This window comes from Azoarcus sp. CIB (genome assembly GCF_001190925.1).
Classification (GTDB): domain Bacteria; phylum Pseudomonadota; class Gammaproteobacteria; order Burkholderiales; family Rhodocyclaceae; genus Aromatoleum.
Genome location: NZ_CP011072.1, coordinates 2,324,087 through 2,347,395 on the forward strand (window position 1 = coordinate 2,324,087; position 23,309 = coordinate 2,347,395).

The 23,309-nt window shown below is 67.7% G+C and carries 22 protein-coding genes; 13 read left to right on the top strand and 9 right to left on the bottom strand.

The genetic code is table 11. The annotated features are described in order from the left end of the window. The first annotated feature begins 25 nt into the window (after positions 1-25). Complete coding sequence (locus tag AzCIB_RS10315; RefSeq protein WP_050415817.1) at positions 26-295, top strand: hypothetical protein; 270 nt, start codon at positions 26-28, stop codon at positions 293-295. A gap of 108 nt (positions 296-403) precedes the next feature. Here AzCIB_RS10315 and AzCIB_RS10320 read toward each other — a convergent pair whose 3' ends face one another. The 7 genes from AzCIB_RS10320 to AzCIB_RS10350 form a co-directional block, all read right to left on the bottom strand. Next, on the bottom strand, positions 404-2,593 hold the full coding sequence (locus AzCIB_RS10320; protein ID WP_050415818.1) for a PhoX family protein: 2,190 nt from the start codon (positions 2,591-2,593) through the stop codon (positions 404-406). A 182-nt stretch (positions 2,594-2,775) separates the two neighbouring features. Then, positions 2,776-3,528, bottom strand: a complete 753-nt coding sequence (locus AzCIB_RS10325; protein ID WP_050418328.1) for a DUF2189 domain-containing protein — start codon at positions 3,526-3,528, stop codon at positions 2,776-2,778. Between the two features lie 149 nt (positions 3,529-3,677). Then, positions 3,678-5,009, bottom strand: coding sequence for a GGDEF domain-containing protein (locus AzCIB_RS10330; protein WP_050415819.1), 1,332 nt, complete (start codon positions 5,007-5,009; stop codon positions 3,678-3,680). A gap of 64 nt (positions 5,010-5,073) precedes the next feature. Next, positions 5,074-5,832, bottom strand: coding sequence for a DUF2894 domain-containing protein (locus AzCIB_RS10335; RefSeq protein ID WP_050415820.1), 759 nt, complete (start codon positions 5,830-5,832; stop codon positions 5,074-5,076). Then, on the bottom strand, positions 5,825-6,469 hold the full coding sequence (locus AzCIB_RS10340; protein WP_050415821.1) for an OmpA family protein: 645 nt from the start codon (positions 6,467-6,469) through the stop codon (positions 5,825-5,827). Before AzCIB_RS10340 ends, AzCIB_RS10335 begins: the two co-directional genes overlap by 8 nt. A 2-nt stretch (positions 6,470-6,471) precedes the next feature. Beyond that, positions 6,472-8,682, bottom strand: a complete 2,211-nt coding sequence (locus AzCIB_RS10345) for a DUF802 domain-containing protein (protein ID WP_050415822.1) — start codon at positions 8,680-8,682, stop codon at positions 6,472-6,474. Beyond that, positions 8,679-9,452: a DUF3348 domain-containing protein gene (locus tag AzCIB_RS10350; protein WP_050415823.1), complete on the bottom strand. Its 774-nt coding sequence runs from the start codon at positions 9,450-9,452 to the stop codon at positions 8,679-8,681. Before AzCIB_RS10350 ends, AzCIB_RS10345 begins: the two co-directional genes overlap by 4 nt. 412 nt (positions 9,453-9,864) lie before the next feature. Here AzCIB_RS10350 and AzCIB_RS10355 point away from each other — a divergent pair, with 412 nt between their 5' ends. The 8 genes from AzCIB_RS10355 to AzCIB_RS10390 all read left to right on the top strand — a co-directional run bounded on the left by AzCIB_RS10355 (position 9,865) and on the right by AzCIB_RS10390 (position 18,018). Beyond that, positions 9,865-11,286, top strand: coding sequence for an ABC transporter substrate-binding protein (locus tag AzCIB_RS10355; protein ID WP_050415824.1), 1,422 nt, complete (start codon positions 9,865-9,867; stop codon positions 11,284-11,286). Between the two features lie 11 nt (positions 11,287-11,297). Then, a complete protein-coding gene (locus tag AzCIB_RS10360) occupies positions 11,298-12,182 on the top strand; it encodes an ABC transporter permease (RefSeq protein WP_198149659.1) in 885 nt (294 codons plus the stop codon). After that, complete coding sequence (locus AzCIB_RS10365; RefSeq protein WP_050415825.1) at positions 12,179-13,018, top strand: ABC transporter ATP-binding protein; 840 nt, start codon at positions 12,179-12,181, stop codon at positions 13,016-13,018. Before AzCIB_RS10360 ends, AzCIB_RS10365 begins: the two co-directional genes overlap by 4 nt. A 64-nt stretch (positions 13,019-13,082) precedes the next feature. Beyond that, entirely contained in the window at positions 13,083-14,810 is a 1,728-nt protein-coding gene (locus AzCIB_RS10370; protein ID WP_050415826.1) for a fumarate reductase/succinate dehydrogenase flavoprotein subunit, read from the top strand. A gap of 10 nt (positions 14,811-14,820) precedes the next feature. Next, positions 14,821-15,054, top strand: coding sequence for a 4Fe-4S dicluster domain-containing protein (locus tag AzCIB_RS10375; RefSeq protein WP_050415827.1), 234 nt, complete (start codon positions 14,821-14,823; stop codon positions 15,052-15,054). A 6-nt stretch (positions 15,055-15,060) separates the two neighbouring features. Next, positions 15,061-16,011, top strand: coding sequence for a HEAT repeat domain-containing protein (locus AzCIB_RS10380; protein WP_050415828.1), 951 nt, complete (start codon positions 15,061-15,063; stop codon positions 16,009-16,011). Next, positions 16,008-17,258 (top strand): 4Fe-4S binding protein, encoded by a 1,251-nt coding sequence (locus AzCIB_RS10385; RefSeq protein WP_050415829.1) that lies wholly within the window; start codon positions 16,008-16,010, stop codon positions 17,256-17,258. The genes AzCIB_RS10380 and AzCIB_RS10385 overlap by 4 nt, the downstream gene beginning before the upstream one ends. Positions 17,259-17,457: 199 nt before the next feature. After that, entirely contained in the window at positions 17,458-18,018 is a 561-nt protein-coding gene (locus AzCIB_RS10390) for a phasin family protein (RefSeq protein WP_050415830.1), read from the top strand. Positions 18,019-18,043: 25 nt separating this feature from the next. On the opposite strand, the gene AzCIB_RS10395 is transcribed toward AzCIB_RS10390, so the two are convergent. Both AzCIB_RS10395 and AzCIB_RS10400 read right to left on the bottom strand, forming a co-directional pair. Then, positions 18,044-19,645, bottom strand: a complete 1,602-nt coding sequence (locus AzCIB_RS10395; RefSeq protein WP_050415831.1) for a GMC family oxidoreductase — start codon at positions 19,643-19,645, stop codon at positions 18,044-18,046. A 12-nt stretch (positions 19,646-19,657) separates the two neighbouring features. Further along, the gene (locus AzCIB_RS10400; RefSeq protein ID WP_157058480.1) at positions 19,658-20,017 is read right to left on the bottom strand and encodes a substrate-binding domain-containing protein; all 360 of its coding nucleotides are present in this window, start codon (positions 20,015-20,017) and stop codon (positions 19,658-19,660) included. A gap of 126 nt (positions 20,018-20,143) precedes the next feature. Here AzCIB_RS10400 and AzCIB_RS10405 point away from each other — a divergent pair, with 126 nt between their 5' ends. The 4 genes from AzCIB_RS10405 to AzCIB_RS10420 all read left to right on the top strand — a co-directional run bounded on the left by AzCIB_RS10405 (position 20,144) and on the right by AzCIB_RS10420 (position 23,230). Continuing rightward, complete coding sequence (locus tag AzCIB_RS10405) at positions 20,144-21,148, top strand: CoA transferase subunit A (protein WP_050415833.1); 1,005 nt, start codon at positions 20,144-20,146, stop codon at positions 21,146-21,148. Then, entirely contained in the window at positions 21,145-21,954 is an 810-nt protein-coding gene (locus tag AzCIB_RS10410; RefSeq protein ID WP_050415834.1) for a CoA-transferase subunit beta, read from the top strand. Before AzCIB_RS10405 ends, AzCIB_RS10410 begins: the two co-directional genes overlap by 4 nt. Before the next feature lie 64 nt (positions 21,955-22,018). Further along, entirely contained in the window at positions 22,019-22,417 is a 399-nt protein-coding gene (locus AzCIB_RS10415; protein ID WP_050415835.1) for a rhodanese-like domain-containing protein, read from the top strand. Between the two features lie 192 nt (positions 22,418-22,609). Then, complete coding sequence (locus AzCIB_RS10420; protein WP_050415836.1) at positions 22,610-23,230, top strand: glutathione S-transferase; 621 nt, start codon at positions 22,610-22,612, stop codon at positions 23,228-23,230. The last annotated feature ends 79 nt before the right edge of the window (positions 23,231-23,309 follow it).

Below are 23,309 nucleotides of genomic sequence, written 5' to 3' on the forward strand. Positions count from 1 at the left end.
AGACATATTCAAACCACCGACGATCATGAAAAGCCACACCAAAGAAAACTTCCTTCCGGCCGATCCGGGCTTCCACCGCGAGCGCGACGACGGCCTCTACGATCCCGTCCGCTTCGTCTTTGTAAACGACCGCATGCGCGAGCACATCCTGATCGAGCGCCGCGCGATTCTGGACGCGCTGCCGCCGTTCAACCGCGTGCGCCAGGAGAAGATCTTCAGCAAGTACGATCCGGACGAACGTCATCGCAGCTTCCAGAACATCCTGCGGATGTACGGCCGCCCGGCGAACGCATAGCGAAAGGCGTCGTCCGGCACGCGCCGGACAGTGCAACGAAAAACGCGGCTTGATGCCGCGTTTTTCGTTTGTAGCGCGGGCGTCGGCGACGCCCGCATGTACCCAGCCTCAGACGCCGATGCGGCCGCCGTCCGTGCGCGTGATGACGATGGTCGCCGAGCGCGGACGCGACAGCCCGCCGTCCGGCCAGTGGCTGCCGAAGGTGCCCGTGGCGAAGTCGGGACGGGTGTCTTCGCCCGGATGCTGGATGTTCACGAACAGCGCCTTGCCGTCCGGCGTTTCCGCGACCCCGGTGATCTCGCACTCCTTCGGGCCGACGAGGAAGCGCCGCAGGTTTTCCTCGCCGGGCGGCTTGCCGACGTAGGTATCGACCGCGCGCGTGCTCGTGCCGTCGCTGCTCACGATGGTCCGCGGACCGCCGTCGCCGACCTCGCCCGGCACCGCTGCGAGCAGCATGCAGTTCGTGACGTCGGCGTAGGCGCCGTCGTCGGTCTCGATCCACAGCACGCCGGTCGCCTGGCTGAACCAGAGACCGTCGGGGCTGGAGAAATCGTTGGCATCGGTCAGACCCGAGACGTTCACGTTCGCCGCGTCCGCGGTCGCACGCGCGCCGAACAGGAACACGTCCCACTTGAACGAGGTTGCGGCAACGTCGCCGCCGGCTTCGGCGAAGCGGATGATGTGGCCGTTGGGGTTGCCGCGCTGGTCCTGGCCCGTGGTTTTGCGATCGTTGTAGAAGCGCGGGTTGGCGGCGTCGAGGCGGGAAAGCGGACGGCTCGCGGCATTGGTGTTGGTGAGGGCCATGTAGACCTCGCCGTTGCGCGGATTCACGGCGCCCCATTCGGGGCGGTCCATCTTCGTCGCGCCGGCTGCGTCCGCCGCGAGGCGCGCATGCACGATGACGTCGGCCTGGTCGGCGAACGCATAGGCGGGGTTCGCAGGCGACACGTTGCCGACGCCGAAGCTCAGCTCGACCCAGCGGCCGGTGCCGTCGGCATCGAAGCGTGCGACGTAGAGCTTGCCGTCGTCGAGGTACTTGTCGCCGGCCGCCATGCCGCCGTTGGCGTCGTCCGGGTGCCACACGGCATTCGAGACGTACTTGTAGATGTACTCGTTGCGCGAGTCGCAGCCCATGTACCACACCAGCGGGTGGCCGACGCGAACGGGGCCGAGCCACGCGCCTTCGTGCGCGAAGCGGCCCAGCGCGGTGCGCTTCTTCGGCGTCGCGTGCGGGTCGAACGGGTCGATCTCGACGACCCAGCCGTAGGTGTTGGGCGCGTTGCGGTAGTCGTCGCTGCCGTCGGTCGAGCTGCCGAGTTTCATCGCGTTCCAGCGGCCGTAGAGGTCGTCCGGCGTATCGGGGGTGACGGTCGCCCACAGTTCGCGCCCGTTGCCGGCCACGCCGTAGCGGGCGAGAGCCGCCAGTTCCCTGGCGCTGCGCTTGGGGTTGTCGATCGCGGTGATGCGGCGGAAATACCCGGCCCAGTTTTCCTCGCACGTGAGATAGGTGCCCCACGGCGTGCTGCCGCTGGCACAGTTGTTGACGGTGCCGCGCGTGCGGCTGCCGTCCTGCGAGTACTTCGTGACCATGTAGGGGGTCTTGCCGGCCGGGCCGGACAGCTCCATTTCGGTCAGGGTGTGAACGCGGCGGTTGAAGTGCGAGTCGCGCTGATAGCGCCATTCGCCGCCTGCGCGCGCGGTCTCGACCACGCTCACGCCGTGCACGTAGAACTCGCGCAGTACCTCTTCCGCCACCGTGCGCACACCACCGACCACCGTAGCGCCGTTCGGATGCAGGAAGGCGGGGGTGATCGCCTCGTGGTTCAGGCACAGCAGGCCACGGTCGGACTCGTTCTTGTGGTGCTTGCCGTTGGGGCCGAGGCCGAAGTAGTGCATGCCGTCGTGATGGTCGCCGGCGCGCAGCGCGAAGCTCTCGGCCGGGTCGGTGCCGTCGTTCAGGTATTCGCCCACGCTGCCGTCGATCGGGTCGCCCAGGCGGTAGAGGACCGTGTAGCGATAGCCGTCCGGCACCGCCACCGCGTCGGCGAGGCTCTTCGCCACGGGGTTGAAGGCGAGTTTCGGCAGCTTGCGGCCAGGAGCGGCAGCGCCCTGTGCGGACGCAGCCGCAAAGGCCGGCGACACGCCGCCGGCCATCGCCAGCGTGGCGGCGCCCATGCCGCCGCCAAGGAGCTGGCGCCGTGACAGACGCGCCTGCAGGATGGTGTCGAAGCTCGGATTAGCCGAGGTATTGGTGGATTCGTCGTCGCTATCGGGGCGCAGGAATTGCAGATCGTTCATTGGGAGTTCCTCTGTGGGATTACGCGATGCCGCTTGCGTGCACGCACGGTAATCCGCACAGGTTAAGAACTCATGACAGGGCAATCGCGACGAATCCGGCGACGCGGCGGGCACCGCAAGGCGGCGTCAATCCGCCGCGGAGACTTCGACCAGGCGCTGGGTTGATCCGATCGCCACCCGGCTCAACCGGGCTCGTCCGGAAACACCGTCCGGTATAGGCATTCGGTCGCGAAAGCGGCGACGGGCAGCGTGACCATCAGTAGCAGCGGCACGATGATCGACACGATGATCGTGCTGCCGAGCACGAGGCTCCATATCAGGTTCGCCGGTAGGCTGCGAAAGATCGCACGAACGCTCGCACTGACGGCGACGACCAGGCTGGCGCGCCGCTCGATGAGCAGGGGAACGGCATAGGCGGTGATGCTGAACGCGATCAGCGCGAATAGTCCGCCCGCAACGATTGCCCCCAGGTGGAAGCGCAGGAGCTCTGCCGACAGGGGAAACAGCATCTTCCAGCCGGTGTAGCTGCGCCCCACCATGAAGCTGTAGAGGATGCCGGCGTCGGTCATCCAGATCACGAAGAGAAACAGGCAGACGAGCACGAGGCCCCAGAGCGAGGGGGGCGATCGCAGGAAGCCCCCGCCGACATCCCGCCACGTCGGTTTGCGGCCGTCGCGCCGCGCCGCCGACATGGCGAAGAAGCCCGCCAGCAAGGCCGGCGCCACGATCAGGAAACCGCCCACCAGCGGCAATGCCATCGGCGCCAGTCCGACAGTGGCGAGCAGGGTGATGAGCCCCACGCCGAACACGGCGAAACCTCCGGCATACAGCAGCGAAAGGGGCGCGGTGTCGGCGAAGACGTGCAGCCCGGAGGCTACGGCTGCGATGACCTGTGCGGGGCGGATTTGCTTCGGCTCGGGGCGATTGGCATTCATCGACATGGGGCACCTCGAAGAAGAACGCACGTTCCATCCTAGCCCGAATCCGCCAGAAGCCGCCATGTTGCCCGGCAGCGCGGGCGGTCGGTTGCCCGAGATTGCGGTGTCCGACCGGGACGCAGCCCCCCGGCCCTTCCCCCGCCCGATTACATCGCCTGAACGGATCTGTTCCGTTTGTCCGCGTACATCGCGGCGTCGGCGTGCTGCAGGATCCGCTCGACTTCCTGCCCGTGTTCGGGATAGACCGCGATGCCGATGCTTGCCTGTGTGCGCAGGACGCACGTGTCGAGGTCGATCGGGTGACTCACGGCTTCGCGGATCTTGTCCGCGACGTTGCGGGCATCCTCGGGCGTGTGCACGTCCTCGAGCAGCACGACGAATTCGTCGCCGCCGAGGCGGGCCACCGTGTCGGTCGCGCGCACGCATCGCTGCAGCCGGCGCGCAACCTCCTGCAGCAGCAGATCGCCGTTTGCGTGTCCCAGCGAGTCATTGACCTGTTTGAAATCGTCGAGGTCGATGTACAGCAGCGCCATGCGGGACTGATTGCGGACGCATCGGGCGACGACCGACTGAATGCGGTCGTTGAACAGGCGCCGGTTCGGTAGTCCGGTCAGCTCGTCATGGCGGGCCGCGCGCAGCAGGTCGGCCTTGAGCTGGGCGCGGTCGATGGCGATCGCGACCTGCTCGGAGACGAAATGCAGTAGCTCCTTGTCCTTGTCCGAGTAATGGATCCCCGGATCGTTTTTCAGCACCAGGGCACCGATCGTCTCGTGCTGCGCGATCAGCGGCATGGCGAGCCAGGATCCGTTTTCTCCGGACGGCGCTGCGTCACCGGACAGCGCTGCACCGCGCAAGTGCAGCGGACGGCCGCCGCAGATCGCCTGGGCGCAGAAGTCGCATGCGACAGGTTCGTGCAGGGCCATCGGATTGCCGTGGCAGTCCCGCTGGTAGGAGAAGCTGAGCTTCCTGGTCCGCCGGTCACAGGTCGCAAGGGCAAGGCCCGCCACCGGCACCAGGCTCGCGATGATGCGGTGGATCTCGCGCAACAGGACGTCGAGATCCTCGGCTTCGTGTGCCGCTTCCGAGATCGCGTAGGTGGCACGCTGAATGGCCTCGGCGTGCTTGAGTTCGGTGACGTCGCGCGCGACGCCTATGCGCAGCCGATCCCTTTCGGACCAGCGCGCCGACCACATGAGGTGGACGTGACTCCCGTCCTTGTGGACATAGCGGTTCTCGAAACCGATCCGCGAGCGTCCCGCGATGACTTCACCGGCCTCTTCGGCGCTCCGCACCCGATCTTCGGGGACGAGAAACTCGAAAAGCTCCCGGCCGATCAATTCCTGCTGCGTGTAACCGAGCATGCGTTCGCAGGCGGCGCTGACGTGGACGATGCGTCCGCCAGCGTCGACGAGAAAGACAGCGTCGAGCAGCAGATCGACAAAACTGGGCAGGCGGTCGTCGTGGGCAGTCGTAACCATTTGAATAGATTACTAGCATTCCGGCGGGCCGTGACAGGTCACCTGACACGAATCCTCGACCGGACTACCTGCGTTTCTTCTCGCGTTCGCCGCGGACGGCGTTCTTGCGTGGCGTGCTGTTGCGTCCGGGATTGCGGCTGCTGTCGGCCTGATCGAGCCACAGCAGGGCGTCGACGTAGGACATGAACTGCCTGAGGTATTCGGGGGAGATGTCGCGCATTTGCCCGAGTGCCTGCAGCACGAGGTGATGCGAGTTGAGCGGGCCGGCGTTTTCGGGGGCCTGGGCGAAGGCGTCAGAGAGCTGCCGGTCGAGGCTGAGGCGGGACCAGGTGCTGCGGAAATAGCTCAGGGACTTGAGTTCCGGCTGCGCGGGGAAAGCTGCCCCGCCGCCGTGGTCGCCGTAGCCGGAGCTGCCGGCCGCCCCCTCGGGCGCGTGGCGGCCGATGTGGGCGAGCAGGCCGCTCAGGGGAGATTGGCCGCCCTGCCCCGCCAGCCGCGCGAGCAGGCGCTGCAGGCCGGCGAGGTCGCCGGCTTCCCGGTACTGCAGCAAGGTGTCGACGGATTCGGGGAAGCGCGTGATCCCGTGGGCGAGCGCATCGCCCGCCGTGCGCCCGGCGGCATCGAGACGCTCGCGGCAGTCGGACACGGCTTTCGCCAGCCGGCGTTCGAGCACGCCTCGGACCGCGTCGCCGCGGGCTGCCGCGCGGCGCGCGAGAGCCTCGATGAAGCGGAAACCTACCGGATCGCAGCGCTCGGCGTTCTGCGCGCGCAGGGCTTCGATCCGTGCCGCGGTATCGGCGCCGGTCGGGCCCGCGTCAGCCATTGCCCCCCGCGCCCGCCTTGCCCGACTTCGGAACCGGCGCCATCTCGACGCGCCGGTTGCGCGAGCGTCCTTCCGCGTCGGCGTTGGACGCCACCGGCTGCTCCTGGCCGAAGGCGGCGGCGAACACCGACGAGGACGGGACGCCTTCTTCGACCAGCGCCCGCGTCACGGTCAGCGCCCGCTGCGCGGAAAGTTCGAGGTTGTCGGCGAATTTCCGGTTGCTGTCGCGCACCGGCCGGTCGTCCGTGAAACCGCTCACCATCAGCATTTCGCCGTTGACGGAAAGAAAGGCGGCCAGCGGCGGCGCGAGGCTCTTCAGCAGCTGGCGGCCATCCGGCTGCAGCTCGTCCGAATTGAGCGCGAACAGCACGCTGCCGCTGATGCCGATGCGGCCGTCGTTGAGGGTGACGCGCCCCGCGGCGAGCGGCACGGCGAGGGCCTTTTCCAGCGCCTCGCGCCGCTGCTCCTCGATGCGGCGCTTCTGCACTTCCGCTTCCAGGCTGGTCACCAGATCGAGCTGTACGCCGAGGACGCCGACGAGGATCAGCACGAAGGCTCCCAGCAGGCCCGACATCAGATCGCCGAATACCGCCCAGACCGGTGTCGAGTGATCGATGGCGCCGTCGAACTCGTCCATCGTCACACCTCGCCGGCGAGCGCTGCCTGCCGGCCGGGCAGCTGCTGCAGGTCTTCGACGATCTGCCGTTGCGACATGATCGACAAGTCGATGATCTCGCGCGCCTGCGCGACGTAGTAGGCGAGCTGCTCGTCGCTGCGCGTCAGGGACTTTTCGAGCGCACCTTCGATGCGCGCAAGCGTCGCCATCATCCGGTCGTTGGACTCGGCGAAGAGCTGCACGGCGAAACCAAAGGCCTCGCTCAGGCTGGCCACCTCGGCGGCGCCGCCGGTGATCTCGCCCGCCACGCCGGCGATCCGCGCCGATTCCGTCTCGATGCTGGCGGAGAACCGCGTCCCCGCACGCTCCAGCAGTTCGGTCGCCGAGGCCACCAGCGAGTCGATCGCCGAACGCTGCTCGGTCGAGGCGTGATTGATCGCGGACAGCAGCGTCCCCAGCGTTTCCATGATGCGGCTGCGCTCCTCGAGGAGCCCGTTGTCGCGCGCGATGCTGGCGGAGAGTTCCTGTCGCAGCTGGCCGATGACCTCGGCCGCGGCGCGCGGCGCTTCGGCTGCCGTGTGCATGAGGCGGGCCACTTCGTCGATGGTGCCGCTGGCCTGTGCCTGTGCCGAGGCGGCGATCTCGTGCGCCGTCTCGCCCAGGGTCCTGCAGATCTGCTCCTGCCGCGCGAGGGTCTGCGCGCCGGCTTCGTGCCATTCCAGCTGCAGCGAGGCTGCCATCGACTCCAGCGTCCGGGTGTGCGCGGCGAGCCGCGCCTCGTCCGTCGCGGCCTGCTGCGCCTGCTGGGCAGCCGTCGTTTCGCCGATCGTGGCGAGCAGCGTGGCGGAGCGCTGCGCGAAGGTCTCGGCGAAGGCGTCGAGCGATTTGTGCAGTTCCGCGCCGAGGTGTTCGCTCGTGCGCTCGTGGCTCGCGAGCGCTGCTGTCCAGGTATCGGCCACGGCGGTGACCGCCCCGCCGAAACGGTCGGCGACGCCGTCGAGCTGCCGTTCCACAGTGTCGGCGAGGCGCGTATGCAGCGCGGTCGTCTCCTGCGCCAGCCCGGTCGTCGTGGCGGCGAGATCCGCGCGCAGGCCTGCGTGCGCCTCTTCCACGGAAGTCAGCAGCGCACCCGAGCGCCGTTCGAAGGTTTCGGCAAAGGCGCCCAGCGCATCCTGCGTCTGCCGGCTGAGGTGCTCGCTGGTGCGCTCGTGCGTCGCGAGCGCCGCGCTCCAGGTCTCCGCGACCCGGGTGACGCTGCTGTCGAAGCGCGCTGCGATGCCGTCGAGCTGGGTCTGCACCGCGTCGGCCACGTGCGCCTGCAGCGCGCTCGTCTCGCGGGCGATGCCTTCCATCGTCGCAGCGACCACGGGCCGGATCGTTTCGCCGGCGAGCCGGGCGCTTTCGGTCAGGCTGAGCTTGAGGGAGTTGTCCACCGAGGCGGCCAGTTGCGCGTACGTCTCGCGCGCGTCGCCGTGGAAGCGTTCCTGCCCGGACACGAGGCGCTCATTCAGTTCCCTGCCCTGCCGGTCCATCTGCTCCATCATCGCCTGCAGCTTGTCGACCAGTTCGGGCAACACCCGCGCCTGCAGCTGCAGCGCCTTAAAGGTTTCCTGGCGCTGATGCGCGAGCGAGAAGCCGCGCAGCGAGGTGCCGATCCGGGTGTCGAGCACTTGCGCGACCTGCATGCGCTCGCGCCGGCAGACGGCCGAGATCAGGCCCAGCATCGCGGACGCCGCCACGCCTGCCACGGAGGTGCCGAACGCGACCCCCAGGCCGCGCACCGGGGCCGCGAGCGAAGCGCGGATCGCCTCCAGGTTGGTGGTGCTTTCCAGCGCGATGACGGCGCCATTGAGCGTCACGACCATGCCGAGGAAGGTGCCGAGCATGCCCAGCAGCACCAGCAGGCCGACGAGGTAGGGCGTCATCGCCGGGCCGGGCAGCCCGGCGCGCTCGCCTTCGATGCGCAGGCGCACCGGGTTCTGCACGGACGGCGGCAGCTGACGCAGCCATTCGCCCGGGTGCGACAGATCCTCGGGGACCCCGTCCAGCGCGCGCGCCAGGGCAGCCGTGGTGCGGTGGAAACGCAGCAATTCCACCGCGCCCGTCACATAGACCGCGCCGATGATCGCCGTCATGGCCAGCGCCAGCGCGCTGGAGCCGACATATCCGGCGCCGACCCAGAACACGGCGACCAGGCCTACGAGGAAGGCCGCCATACAGATGGTTCTATTCATTGCTTCCTTGTCATCTCGTCGTCGAGAGCTGCGATCAGCCCTGCGATCGGCTGCAGCCGAAGATCCAGCTCCGCCAGCAGCACGGACTGCAGCTCCCGGCAGAACTCCGCCAGCCACCCGCCCGGCTGCATCCACCGGACCACATCATCCGCCGTCTGCGTTTCGGCCAGCGTCGCGCAGTGCGCGTCGTAGCGTTGCTCGAAACGCCGGCCGAGGAATGCCGGCACGCTCGCCAGCAAGTCGCGCTCCCGCGCGGCCAGTGCCTGATCCATCACCGCGTCGAGCGCGGCGAGCCGCCCGAGGGAGGCCGCCCGCCCCTGCAGCGCCGCGCGTACCGTCCCCCGCAGCGGGCCGATGCGCACTGCCATGTCCCGCTGGTGCGCGAGATAGTAGCGATGGTAGGGCGCGAAGTCGGCCGCCTTTTCCACTGGCGTCTGCGGGTCGGGAGTCGGCAGTTCGATCCGCGCCGGGCCGGGCCTGAACACACCGTCGTTCGTGATCGACTCCGTCAGCGCGTCGCGCGCGCGCGCCATCGCCTGCCGCAGCGCCGCCGCGTCCTGCGACACCGCGGTAGCGGCAGCCGCCGCGCCGCCCGAGTTCCCGGCATTGAGCGCGGAATACAGCGTGAGCGCGTCCGCGAAGCCGAGCCATTGGCCGAGCCGGTCGGCAAAGGACTGCTTCGACGCCGGCACGTCGGCGGCCGTCAGCCCGCCGAGCGCGCGGACCAGCCCGGAACCGTTGATATGCGTACGCGACAAGCCTTGCGCCATCCGAAAAACCGACGCCCGAGGGGCGGAAAAATGCGCAAGGCTACTACAAAGCGGGGGGCAGGTCAGCGTTGCCCGACCGGTTTGCGACATGCGCGTCGGGATGGTCGCGGATGGCGCCAAGGACTTGCGCGCCGACGCGGGCGAGCCGCTTTTCCCTGCGGGGGCGGCTCTCCGGGCGGGATGCAGGCCGGGCCTTCATGGCCGGGCGCCCGGTGGCACGACGCACGGATCGAACATGCTGAACAATTGTTTCAATTCGGCGGTTTCTCCGCCGATTTCCGCATGTATCCGTTAATGCTAAGCAATGCAGGCTGCGGTGTATATGCAAAGCAGAAATTCTTGGTTTTTCCTTCGCGCTCCGATTCTTAGCATCTGCCATGTATTCAACGCAGACCGCGCAAGAGGAAAATCCATGAAACGCCGTTCGATCATTGCCGGCCTCGGCCTCCTGCTCCTGTTCGGGAGCGCACAAGCGGAAACCATCCGCGTCGCCATCGGCACGCAGGATCCGACCATCAACACCGCCACCGGCGGCCTGATCATCCGCGAGCTGAAGTTGCTGGAAAAGTACCTGCCCAAAGAGGGCAAGTACAAGGATGCGCAGTGGGACATCCAGTGGAAGAGCTTCACCTCCGGCCCTCCGCTGACCAACGAACAGGTCGCGGGCAAGCTCGACATCGGCTCGATGGCGGACTTCCCCGCCGTGCTGAACTACGCCGCCCACCTCAAGGCCGGCAAGAAGACGCTGTTCATCACGGCGCTGTCGGGCAGCACCACGGGCAGCGGCAACGGCATCGTCGTCCCGGCGAACTCGCCGGTGCATAGTCTCGCGGATCTCAAGGGCAAGCAGATCTCGGTGCCCTTCGGTTCGACCGCCCACAATCTGCTGCTGCGGGCGATCACCGCGCAAGGTTGGGATCCGGAAAAGGACGTCAATCTCGTGTCGCAGGCGCCGGACGTGGGCGGCAGCGCGCTGCAGGCCAACAAGATCGACGCGCACGCCGACTTCGTGCCCTTTGCCGAGCTGCTTCCATACCGCGGTTTCGCACGCAAGATCTACGACGGTGCTCAGGCGAAGAACCCGACCTTCCATGGCACGCTCGTCGATGCGGAGTACGCGGCGAAGTATCCGGAGGTCGTCGTCGCCTACCTGCGCGCTTCCATCGAGGCCGACCAGCTGGTCGCCGCCGAGCCGGAAAAATTCAGCGAGCTGATCGAGAAGATCACCGGCATCGAGGCCGAGGTGAACTACCTGTTCCACGGCCCCCTGGGCATCCAGACCCGCGACCAGACGTGGAAGCCCGAGTACCGGGCGGCGACGAAGACCGCCGCGGCGACGCTGAAGCTGCTCAAGCGCACCGACACCGATCTCGACATCGACGCGTTCATCGACGACCGCTTCATCCGCGCCGCCTACCAGCAGGCCGGGCTCGACTACGAGGCGAGGCTCAAGGACTACGGCAGGTCGCCGCTGAAGGCCAAGGACGCCAAGACCGGCGAGACCATCTCCGATCCGCAGCAGGTGGCCCAGGTGTGGATCGCCGGCGAGCCGCAGGTGCGGCACTACGCCTCGCCGCGCAACGCGCTGGAGGCGGCCAAGGCGGCGGAGGCCGCGGGCAAGAAAGTGCGCGTGCTGTATGCCCACGATCGCAACACCGGCATCAAGATCTTGGCCAACCAGGCATGGTTTGCCCGTGACACCAAGGGCAGCCTGTCGGCCTTCCTGCTGAAGGAGGACGCCGAGGCCTGGAGCAAGGCCAAGGGCGGCACCGTGCTCGACTATGCTGCCGCTTCGGCCGGCGTCGCGTCCGCGGCCGTCGCCTCGGCGAAGTGAGCGATCCGGCCATGTCCGCCAGCGCCATCGCACTTTCACCTGCAGCGGCATCAGCGACGGCACCTGCCACGCCGGAAATCTCCGCCGGGGGTTTCCTAGCGGGCTGGTGGGCGGGCTTGCGCCTCGATCGGATTGCGCTGCGCGTGCTGGCCCTGATCCTGTGCGTCGCCTTCTGGCAGGCAGCCTCGGTGCATCACCTCGACCTCGGCGTCGTCACCTTCCGCTTCGTGCCGGCACCGACCGAGGTCGCGGCCGCCGCCTGGGGCCTGTTCCAGTCGCCCAAGCTGTTCGCCCATGTCACCAACAGCCTGATCCGCGTCTTCGCCGGCTTCGGCGTGGCCGCGCTGCTGGGGATCGCGCTGGGCCTCGTCATAGGACGCTCGCGCTGGCTGGAGGACACGCTGTTGCCGCCGCTCGAGGTGATGCGGCCGATTCCGGGCGTGGCGTGGATTCCGCTCGCGATCCTGATGTTTCCGTCGTCGGAGCTGAGCATGGTCTTCATCACCTTCATGGGCGCGCTGTTTCCGGTGCTGCTCAACACCATCCACGGCGTCGAGGCCATCGACCGGCGCCTGGTCGCGTCGTCGCGCAGCCTGGGCGCCGGGCGCTGGTCGGTGTTCGCCGAAGTGGTGCTGCCGGGCGCGCTGCCCAGCATCGTCACCGGCCTTGCTATCGGCATGGGCACGTCGTGGTTCTGCCTGGTCACGGCGGAGATGATCGCCGGCCAGTACGGCATCGGCTACTACACCTGGGAGTCCTACACCTTGCAGAACTATGCGGACATCGTCGTCGGCATGCTGTTCATCGGCGCCTTCGGCATGGCCAGCAGCGGCCTGATCAAGCTGCTCGGGCGGCTGCTGATGCCGTGGTACCGCATCCAGGAGCGCCACGCATGAGCACCGCCGTTTCCACGCCGAAGGCCGGGCGCATCGAACTGGACGACATCGCCATCCACCTGCCCGGCAAGGTGCGCTTCGAGGCCGTGCGCAACATCACGACGACGATCGCCGGCGGCGAGTTCGTCAGCATCATCGGGCCGTCCGGCTGCGGCAAATCCACGCTGCTCAACGCGGTGGCCGGTTACCTGCAGCCGAGCAGCGGACACCTGCGCGTCGATGGCGAAGCGGTGTCGGGTCCGGGCTCGGATCGCGGCATGGTGTTCCAGCACCATTCGCTGCTGCCATGGCGCACGGCGCTGGACAACGTCGCCTTCGGCCTGAAGATGAGCGGCGTCGGCCGGCGCGAACGCCGCGAGCGGGCGGAGGAATTCCTGCAACTGGTGGGCCTCAGGGGGTTCTCCGATCGCTATCCGGCACAGCTCTCGGGCGGCATGCAGCAGCGGGTGGAAATTGCGCGCGTGCTGATAAACAACCCGCGCGTGGTGCTGATGGACGAGCCCTTCGGCGCGCTCGACGCGCAAACGCGCGAGCGCATGCAGCAGCTGCTGCTGGACATCTGGGGCCGCCTGCAGCCGACGGTGCTGTTCGTCACCCACGACATCGACGAAGCGCTGGTGCTTTCGGACCGCGTGCTGGTGATGACGCACCGGCCGGGGCGAATACGCGAGGAGATCGCCGTCGATCTGCCGCGCCGGCGCCCCGAGGACATCACCGTGTCGCCGGAATTCATCGCCCTGAAGAAGCGCTGTCTCGCGCTCGTGCAGGACGAAGTTCGCCGTTCGCTCGTCGGCGGCCTCGAGGCCCCGCGCATCGAGCTTCCGGTCGAAGCCTAAAAGCCGCCTCACTCTGCTTGGCGCCGATTGGCGCCGCATTTCGAACATCCAAGGAAGAAGCACCATGAGCACAAAAGAACTCACCGTCGACATCCTCGTCATCGGCGGCGGCACGGCCGGCCCCATCGCGGCGATCAAGGCGAAAGCGAAGGCGCCGCACCTGAAGGTGCTGCTGCTGGACAAGGCCAACGTCAAGCGCGCCGGCGCGATCGCCGAGGGCATGGACAGCGTGAACAACGCCGTCATCCCCGGCCACGCGACGCCCGAGCAGTACGTCAAGGAGATCACCATCGCCAACGACGGCATCGTGAACCAGGCGGCGATCAATGCCTACGCCGTGCGCAGTCACGACATGATCCGCGAGCTCGACTCCTGGGGCGTGAAGTTCGAAAAGGACGAGACGGGCGACTACGCGGTCAAGAAGGTGCATCACCTGGGCGCCTACGTGCTGCCCATGCCCGAGGGCTACAACGTCAAGAAGGTGATCTTCAAGCAGTTGCGCAAGCAGGGCGTGGCGGTCAGCAACCGGCTGACCACGACGCGCCTGCTGGTCGGCAGCGATGGCCGCATCGCGGGCGCGATGGCGCTCGATTCGCGCAGCGGCGAGTTCGTCGTCATCCGCGCCAAGGCGGTGGTGCTGTGTACCGGCGCCGCCGGCCGCCTGGGCCTGCCTTCCTCCGGCTACCTGTTCGGCACCTACGAGAACCCGACCAACGCCGGCGACGGCTACAGCATGGCCTATCACGCCGGGGCCGAACTGTCGGGCCTCGAATGCTTCCAGATCAATCCGCTGATCAAGGACTACAACGGCCCCGCCTGCGCTTACGTCACCGGCCCCTTCGGCGGCTACACCGTCAATGCCAAGGGCGAGCGCTTCATCAAGAGCGATTACTGGAGCGGCCAGATGATGCTGGAGTTCTGGCGCGAACTCGAAGGCGGCAACGGCCCGGTGTTCCTCAAGCTCGACCACCTCGCCGACGAGACGGTGACGAAGATCGAGAACGTCCTGCACATCACCGAGCGCCCGACGCGCGGCCTGTTCCACGAGGGACGCGGCACGGACTACCGCACAGACCTGGTGGAGATGCATATCTCGGAGATCGGCCTGTGCGGCGGGCACAGCGCCTCCGGCGTGTGGGTAGACGAACATGCGCGCACGACGGTGCCCGGCCTATATGCCGCCGGCGACCTGTGCAACGTGGCGCACAACTACATGCTGGGCGCGATGGTCTTCGGCCAGATCGCGGGCGAGGACGCGGTGGACTTCATCGCCGACAAGGAACTGGCGGAGATCGACGCAGCCGCCGTCGCGGCGGAGCGGGAACGCATCTTCGCCCCGCTGCTGCGCGAGGAAGGCATTCCGCCGACGCAGATCGAATACAAGCTGCGCCGCATGGTGAACGACTACCTGCAGCCGCCGAAAGTCACGCGCAAGATGCTGATCGGACTGCAGCGCTTCGCCGAGATCCGCGCCGACCTCGAGCACATCAAGGCGAACAATCCCCACGAGCTGATGCGCGCGATGGAGGTGCATGCGATCCTCGACTGCGCCGAGTTGGCCGCTGCCGCTTCGCTCTACCGCACCGAGAGCCGCTGGGGTCTGTACCACTATCGCACCGACTACCCGGAGCGCAACGACGCCGAGTGGTTCCACTTCGTCGAGGTCAGGAAGGGCGCCGACGGCCGGCCGGAATGCTTCAAGCGCCCGGTGCCGCCTTATCTCTACCCCATCGACGCCGACGAGCGCGATGCCTACGACCAGCTGCGGGTCGACGACCCCGTGGCCGCCTGAGGAAGACCCCATGCCTACCATCGAAAACCGCGCCGTCGCCTCCGTCATCGTCGACCCGGACAAGTGCATCGCCGACAAGGGCTGCCGCGTCTGTATCGACGTCTGCCCCACCGACATCCTCGTGCTCGATCCGGCGCAGGGCAAGGTCCGCATGGCCTATGACGAGTGCTGGTACTGCCTGCCGTGCGAACACGATTGCCCGACCAAGGCGATCCGGGTTGAAATCCCCTACCTGCTGCGCTGATGCCCTATGAGTGACTACGATCCCGAAATCGCCGCCGTCCTGCCGCGCCTGACGGACGGCGACCCTGCCGTGCGGCACATCGCCCTGCGCGACATCGCCGACTTTGCCGACGACTACCCGGAACTGTTCAGCCGCGCGGCCCGCGACGCCGACGCCGGCGTGCGTCTCGAAGCCGCCCTCGCCCTGGAAGGCGCGACCGACGACGACGCGATCGATGCGCTGGTTGCGCTGCTCGGGGACGCCAACGGCGAGGTCGTCGCCGCGGCAAGCACGGCCCTCGCCGAAATCCTCGACCCGACCGCCGCGCCGGCATTGCTGCGCAACCTGCCCCGGGTGCAGGGCGAGGCCCGCGCCGCGGTGCTCGCCGGCCTGCGCCAGCTGCGCCATCCCGCCGCGCTGGCGCCGGCCCTGACGGCGCTCGACGACGCCCTGCCCGCCGTACGCCGTGCGGCCGTCGGCGTGCTGGCTTATCTGAAGAACGACACCGCGCTGCCGGCGCTCGAGCGGCGCATCATCGAAGATGACGACCCGGCGGTGCGCAAGGCCGCGGTCGCCGCCCTCACCTTCGCGCCGGTGGGCAGTCCCCTGCCTTCGCTGCTGCGCGCGCTGAAGGACACCGACTGGCAGGTGCGACACGAAGCCGCGATCACCCTCGGACGGATACGCCCACCCGACGCCACCGATTCCTTGATCGCCGCACTCGCGGACTCGTCCTGGGAAGTGCGGCAGAAATCGGCCGCAGCACTCGGCGCCTATCGCGTGGCGCAGGCGATCCCCGCCCTCGGCGAGGCGCTCGACCACCCGATCAGCAACGTGCGCAAGGAAGCGGCCAGTGCCCTCGGTGCCATCGGCCATGCCGCGGCGATTCCGGCTCTGGAGCGGGCGACGGCGGACCCGGACGTCGAGGTGCGCAAGATCGCCGGACGTGCCCTCGCCCAACTGACCGCGAAGGCATGAACCGCGCGACGCCCCTGCCCCGCCGCTTCGGTGACGCCCTGCGCGACAACCGGCCGGCGATTGCCGTGGTGCAGTGGGCGTTCGTCGTGCTCTACCTCGTGCTGCTGATCGCACCGGCGCTGGTATCGGCGGATGACGCGAATGCCGACGTCCTGCACAGCCTGGGCCGCTTCGCCGAGGCGCTGTTCTGGGGCGTGTGGTGGCCGGGCGTGATCCTGTCGGTAATGCTGATCGGCCAGTTCTGGTGCGGCCTGCTGTGCCCCGACGGCACGCTGACCGAATTCGCCAGCCGCCACGGCAGGGGCGGCAAGATTCCCGGCTGGCTGCGCTGGCCGTCGCTGCCGCTCGCAGCCTTCGCCGTCATCAGCGTGTTCGAGTACGCGTTGCAGGCGCACGATACGCCGCGCGGCACCCTGCTCGCGATCGGCACGATGACCGCTCTGGCGCTCGCCTGCGGGGTTTTCGTCGGTCGTGGCAAGCGCGTCTGGTGTCGCTACGCCTGCCCGGTGGGCGGCATCTTCTCGCTGCTCGCCCGCTGTGCCGTGCTGCACTTCCGGGTGGACCGCTCGGCGTGGGATGCCGCGCCGCGGCCGATCCCGAAGCCCGTGGACTGCCCCGCGCTGCTCGACATCCGGCGTCTCCGCAGCAACGAGAAGTGCAACATGTGCGCCCGCTGCAGCGGCCACCGCAACGCCGTGGCCATGGCCTGGCGCGCGCCGGGCGAGGAGATCGCGGCGCTGCGCGAGGACGAGGCGCGGCCGTGGGAAGCGGCAGGCATCGTCTTCGTCCTCATCGGCCTGCTCTACGGCGCCCTGCACTGGCAGCACAGCCCCTGGCACCACGCACTGCTCGCCTGCGGCCTTCCCGCGATGCCCGCCGCGGTCGCCGCCGTCCTGCTGCCCGCACTCGTGCTCGGCTGCGGCACGGCCCTGCTGCTGGCCGTCGCCAGCGGCGGCCGGCGCCTCACCGCGACCCGCCTGGCCTACGCGCTGATTCCCCTCGGCGGTTTCGGACTGTTCCTCGGCGCCATGGAACATGCGCTGCACATCCTGCACGGCGAGGGCTTTGCCGTCGCCCCGCTGCTGCCCTGGCTGCGGGCCGCCGTGCTGCTGCCGGCCACGCTGTGGTCAGCCCGTGCCGGCTGCGTGATTCTCGGCAACGGCACTGCCGCACGGACGGGCTTCATTGCGGGAAGCGCCGTGCTCGCCCTCGCGTGGCAGTTCGCCCCCCACTCCTTCGCCGCCTGAAGAGCGCCAGCACACGCGGGCTCAGCGCGCCCGCGGTGCATATAGATAGCAGAAAGTCATATTTCCCAAGCTCCCGGCGCACAACCATACTGGACTCGTATGCTGCACCGCACGAACGGATCCTCAGTCCGATCGTGACGGCAAGGTTCGGCAGACGGCATACCCGCACTCAATTCAACACGCACCCGGAGCCAGTCAAATGACCTACAGCAACAAATACCTCGGCACCCTCGCCAAACACTCGCTGGACGGCGCACACGCCATTGCGAATTCGACCTTTACCGCTGTGGAGCAGGCTGCCGCACTGAACCTGCAAACCGCTCGCAGCACGCTCGAACACGGACTCTCGCGCGTCGGGGCCCTGTCCGAGGCGAAGGAACCGCAGGAAGTCTGGGCGCTGGGCGGCGCGATCTCCCAGCCCGGCATCGAGCAGGCCATTGCATGGTCGCGCGGACTGTACGACATCGTCTCCCGTACGCAGCACGAAATCGGCCAGCGGGGCGAGACGCTGATCAGCGACTTCACCAAGTCGCTCACCGAACTGCTCGACGACGTTGCGAAGAACGCGCCCAGCGGTTCGGAGCCGGGCATCGCGGCGGTGAAATCGGCCCTCTCTGTCACCCGATCCACCCTCGACAACATCAGCCACACGAGCCGCAAGGTCGCCGAACTTGCAGACGCCAACGTCGCTGCAGCCGGCGCGGCGATCAAGAGCGCCTCGTCGAAGCAATCCTCGCACGCCGCGAGCAAGGCCGCCTGAGGCGATCCGTCCTCAACCGGTTACACTAGGCCCGCTGCGCCGCGTCCTGCAGCACCAGATCCGCCGCCCGTTCGGCGATCATGATCGTCGGTGCGTTCGTGTTGCCGGACACCAGCAGCGGCATCACCGACGCATCGACCACCCGCAGGCCGTCGAGCCCATGCACGCGCAGGCGGGCATCGACGACCGCGTCGCCGCCCGTCCCCATCGCGCAGGTTCCCACGGGGTGATACAGCGTCTTGCCGGTCTCGCGCGCAAACGCGAGCCAGTCGTCGTCGCTCGCGACATGCCGTCCCGGCAGTAGTTCGCGGCGCACATAGGGCGCGATGGCGGCCTGCTCCCCGATCGTGCGCGCCTGTCGCAAGCCTGCCAGCAGCGTCTGCCGATCGCGTTCCGCGCTCAGATAGCCCGGACGGATCTTCGGCGGCGCCAGCGCATCGGCATTGTCGATGAAGATCTCGCCCCGGCTCTCGGGGCGCAACTGGCACACCCCGCAGGTCAGACCGGGCTCGCGCTCGGTCTTGCCGGTCGCGAAATCGAAGGTCGCCGGCATGACATGAAGCTGGATGTCGGGCCGGCCGACCGGAGTCCCTGTGCTCAGGAACGCGTTGACGTGGGCAGCGCTCGTCGCCAGCAGGCCGCGACGCCGCCAGCCGTAGTGCGCGATTTCGCGCAGCAGACGCCAGCCGCGCGTCGCCTCGTTGATCGTCTCCACACCCCCGACCCGGTAAGTCAGGCTCACCATGTAATGATCCTGCAGATTCGCGCCGACCCCCGGCAAATGCGCGACGACCGGGATGCCCAGTTCCTGCAGGCGCGTGCCGCTGCCGACGCCCGACCGTTGCAGCAGGGCCGGCGACTGCACCGCCCCGGCACTCAGGATCACTTCGCGCGCCGCCTTCAGTACGATGTCGCGTCCGCCGACCCGCAGGCGGACACCCGTCGCGCGGCGGCCTTCAAACAGCACGTGGGTCACCTGCGCGTTCGTCACCACGCGCAGGTTGCTGCGCTTGAGTGCCGGACGCAGATAGGCATTCGCGGTGCTGCTGCGGATCCCTTTGCGCACCGTCATCTGGAAATAGCCCACCCCCTCCTGCAAGTCGCCGTTGAAATCTTCGCGCAGCGGCAGGCCGGACGCACGCGCCGCCGCGATGTAGGCCTCCGCCAGCGGATGACGCACGGACACGTCGCTCACCCCGAGCGGCCCGCCCACGCCGTGGAACGCGTCGGCGCCGCGCACCTGGTCCTCCGAGCGGCGGAAATACGGCAGCACGTCGGACCAACCCCAGCCCGGATTGCCGAGATCGCGCCAGGCGTCGTAATCCTGTGGCTGACCGCGAACGTAGAGCAGGCCGTTGATGGCCGAGGAGCCACCCAGCACCTTGCCGCGCGGCCAGAGGATGGCCCGGTTGCCGCTGGAGGGTTCCGGCTCGCTGTGGAACAACCAGTTGCCGCGCGGATGGGCGCGATTCCACACGTAGCCGACGGGGATGTGGAAGGACGGATGACGGCCGGCCCCGCCCGCCTCGATCAGGGCGACCCGATGGCGGCCGTCGGCGCTCAGCCGGTTCGCGAGCACGCAGCCCGCACTGCCGCCACCGACGATGATGTAGTCGTGATCGGACATGGGATCGCCGCCTCAGGCCGGGTTCTTGGACTTGAAGTCCGCGATGAGCGTCTGCCAGAAGGGATCGCTGGGATTCTCGCGCGCCAGTCCGGTGAGTGCCCGTTCATACAGCCCGAGGTCCACGGCGCCATCCACGCTGCGCCCCTTGCCTTCGAGGAAGCCGCTGTCCTCCATCACCGTCCAGAACTGGCGCAGCCCTTTCAGGTACGGGTCGCTGCTGTTGTCCTTGTAGGGATCGTAGAAATCCTTCTCCAGCACGTCGCGGTCGATGCGCACGTACTTGGCGAGGATGTCGATCGTCTCCTTGCGGTGCTCCACGGCGTACTTCTCGGCGCGCAGGATGGCCCGCAGGAAAATGCTTTCGATATTCATTCGTCGGCCGACCTGCGCCATCCGACCGGCAGCAGCGAATATGCAATCCATGTTTTCTTATTTCCCCGTTTGCGCCGCCATCCATAAAGTCGGGGTTCATCCCGCATCCATTGTGAATTGGCAAACATGTCGCGCAACAAACTCATCTCGCTGTCGGAGGCGGTCCGCCGCTACACCTGGGACGGCATGCAATACGCCAGCGGCGCCGCCCTGCCGGTAGGCTCGGACGCCATCGTTTTCGGCCGCGAACTGCTGCGCCAGAAACGGCGCAATCTGCATTCGATCTTTCACTGCAACACCCAGCAGCTCAACCTGCTTGCCGCCGCCGGCGCAACGACGCACGCCGAATGCGGCTTCACCGGATTGGAGGTCTTCGGCTTTGCCAACGGCCTGCGCCGAGCCGTGGAGAGCGGCGATCTCGCGCTCGAAGACTATTCCAACCTCGCGATGGCGCTGCGCCTCCTCGGCGGTGCCCTGCGCCTGCCCTTCGTACCCGCGACGGTGAATATCGGTTCCGACCTGCAGCACCGCAGCGCCTTCGCGCCCGACGAATATCCCGCAGCGGACAAGATCCCCGCCGTCACCGATCCCTTCTCCGGCCGCACCGTCGGCGCCCTCCGGCCGCTCGAACCGGACCTCGCCGCGATTCACGTCACCCTCGCCGATCCCGCGGGCAACGCGATCATGCTCGGCACCGAGTGGAGCCGCTACGAGCTGTCGCGCGCCGCAAAGCGCGTCGTGCTGATCGCCGATGCGATCGTCGACGACGCCTGCATCCGCCAGTATCCGAACCTCGTGCGCATCCCGGACATCATCGTCGAAGCCGTCGTCTACTGGCCCTTCGGCGCCTGGCCGCAGGGCTCGCCGGGGATGTACGACGTCGACGAAGAACACATGAAGGCGATGAACACCGCCCTCGCGACCGTCGCAGGGACGGAGGCCTACATCGAGTCCTTCGTCGAGCCCTACGCCGACATCGACGCCTACCTCGACCTGATCGGGCGCGACAAGATCGCGGCCCTCTCGCAGACCTCGACCGGGTTCCTGCTCGACCCCTATCGCCAATGGATCAAGCCGCACGCCGAAGTGCTGTCCCTGATCGCCGAAAGCACGCTGGAGACCACGCAATGAGCGTCGCACAAACCCTGCCCTGCACGCGCCAGGAGATGATGGCCATCGCGACGGGGCGCGAGATCCGCGACGGCGAACTCGCGATCTTCGGCGTCGGCCTGTCGATGCTTGCCGGCTACTTCGCGCAGGCCCATCACGCGCCCAACGTCAGGGCCATGACCGAAGGCGGGATCTACGGCGCCGAACCGGTGGGCGGCCTGCCGTGGGGAATCGAGTGCAACCGCATCTCGAGCAATGCCACGAGCTTCACCAGCTGCCTCGACGCGCTCGGCTGCCTCGTCGCCTCCGGGCGCTGCGACGTCGGGATCATCGGCGCCGCGCAGGTCGACCGCTTCGGCAACGTCAACACCACCGGGATCTGGGACGGCGAGGACGGACATATCGGCGACAGCTACCGCCTGCCGAAGACGCGGCTGACCGGCGCAGGCGGCGCCAACGACATCGCCTGCGGCGCGAAGCGCTACGTGATCATGCTCAACCACGAACCCAAGCGCTTCGTGAACAAGGTCAGCTACGTCACCTCGCCCGGCTACCTCGACGGCGGCGACGCGCGCGACCGCCACGGCTTCGTCGGCGGCGGGCCGGCCGCGATCATCACCACGCTGGGCATCCTGCGTCCGGATCCGGTCACGCGCGAGTTCCGGCTGGACGCCTGGTTCCCCTTCTCCGGGGTCGACGAGATCCTCGGGAATACCGGATGGGACCTGAAGGTCTCGCCGGACGCGCACGTCGTGCCCGAACCGACCCCATCCGAACTCGCCGCCCTGCGCCGCGTCGATGCAACCGGGATGCTGCGCCGATCCTGACGCGGGCAACGCGGCAGCACAACCTGCCGGTTCAATCCTTCAATACTTCGGAGTCCTACCCACCATGGAACTGAAACTCGGCTACCAGGCCCTGCTGGCGGAAGCGAACGCCCTGGTCGAAGCCATCCCGCGCGACGAGGCCGCCCGCCTCCTCGACGACCCGGACGTGCTGTTCGTCGATATTCGCGACGTGCGCGAACTGCAGCGCGACGGGATGATCCCCGGCGCCCTCCACGCCCCGCGCGGCATGCTGGAATTCTGGGTCGATCCCGACAGCCCGTACCACAAGGAAGTGTTCGCCTCTGGCCGGCGCTTCATCCTGTATTGCGCCAGCGCCTGGCGCTCGGCCCTCGCCACCGCGCAGCTCGCGCGCATGGGCCTGCCGCGCGTGAGTCACCTCGAAGATGGGTTTTCGGCGTGGAAGAAGGCGCAGCTTCCGGTGGCATTTCCGCAGGGGAAATGAGCTGTTCCTGACGATTGCGGTCGAAAAGTCGATCGCTTCACGAAAAAGCGCCCGGCTTGCCGCGTCTGGCCGACGGCCCCTTGCATGCCCGCGCGACGTAGCCTATACGTACCTCTTGCACTACCCGCCTGCTTTGGCCTGATCGCAAGGCTCCCCGACCCACAACGCGGCGCGCACGCACGACAAGGACCCATGGATAAACTCAAGCTTACCTACTTCGACTTTTCCGGCGGACGGGCGGAGCCTGCGCGGCTGGCCCTGCACATCGGCGGAATTCCGTTCGAGGACAATCGTTTCGCGCCTGGCGATTTTCCAGAGGTCCGCAAGACCGCTCCGCTGAACCAGGTGCCGACTCTTCACATCAATGACGTGCAGGTCACCCAAAGCGACGCGATTACGCGCTATGCCGGGAAACTTGCCGGGCTTTACCCCGAAGACGACCTTCAGGCGCTGTACTGCGATGAAGTGATGGGCGCGCTGGAAGACATCAACACAAAGCTCGGGGCGACCTTTGGAATGACCGGGGATGTGCTGAAAAACGCCCGCGAGGCCCTGGTAGCGGATGCGTTGCCACGTTATTTGCGATGGCTGCAGAACCAGCTCGAAGACCACGGTGGCGAGTTTTTTGCGGACCATCGCCTGACCGTGGCCGACCTCAAGGCCTTCGTCATCCTACGCTGGCTTGGCTCCGGCAAGCTGGACCACATTCCAGCCGACCTGATCGAGACCGTGACGCCAAAACTCGTGGCCTTCATGGACCGGATCGCCGGGATGCCTGCCATCGCGCATTATTACGAGACGCACGGGTCGTAGTGATGTAAGCGACCGGGGAACGCATCTTGACGGAGCGCAAGCGCCATGAGGGGATTTCCTCGTACTTCCACCAGCACGG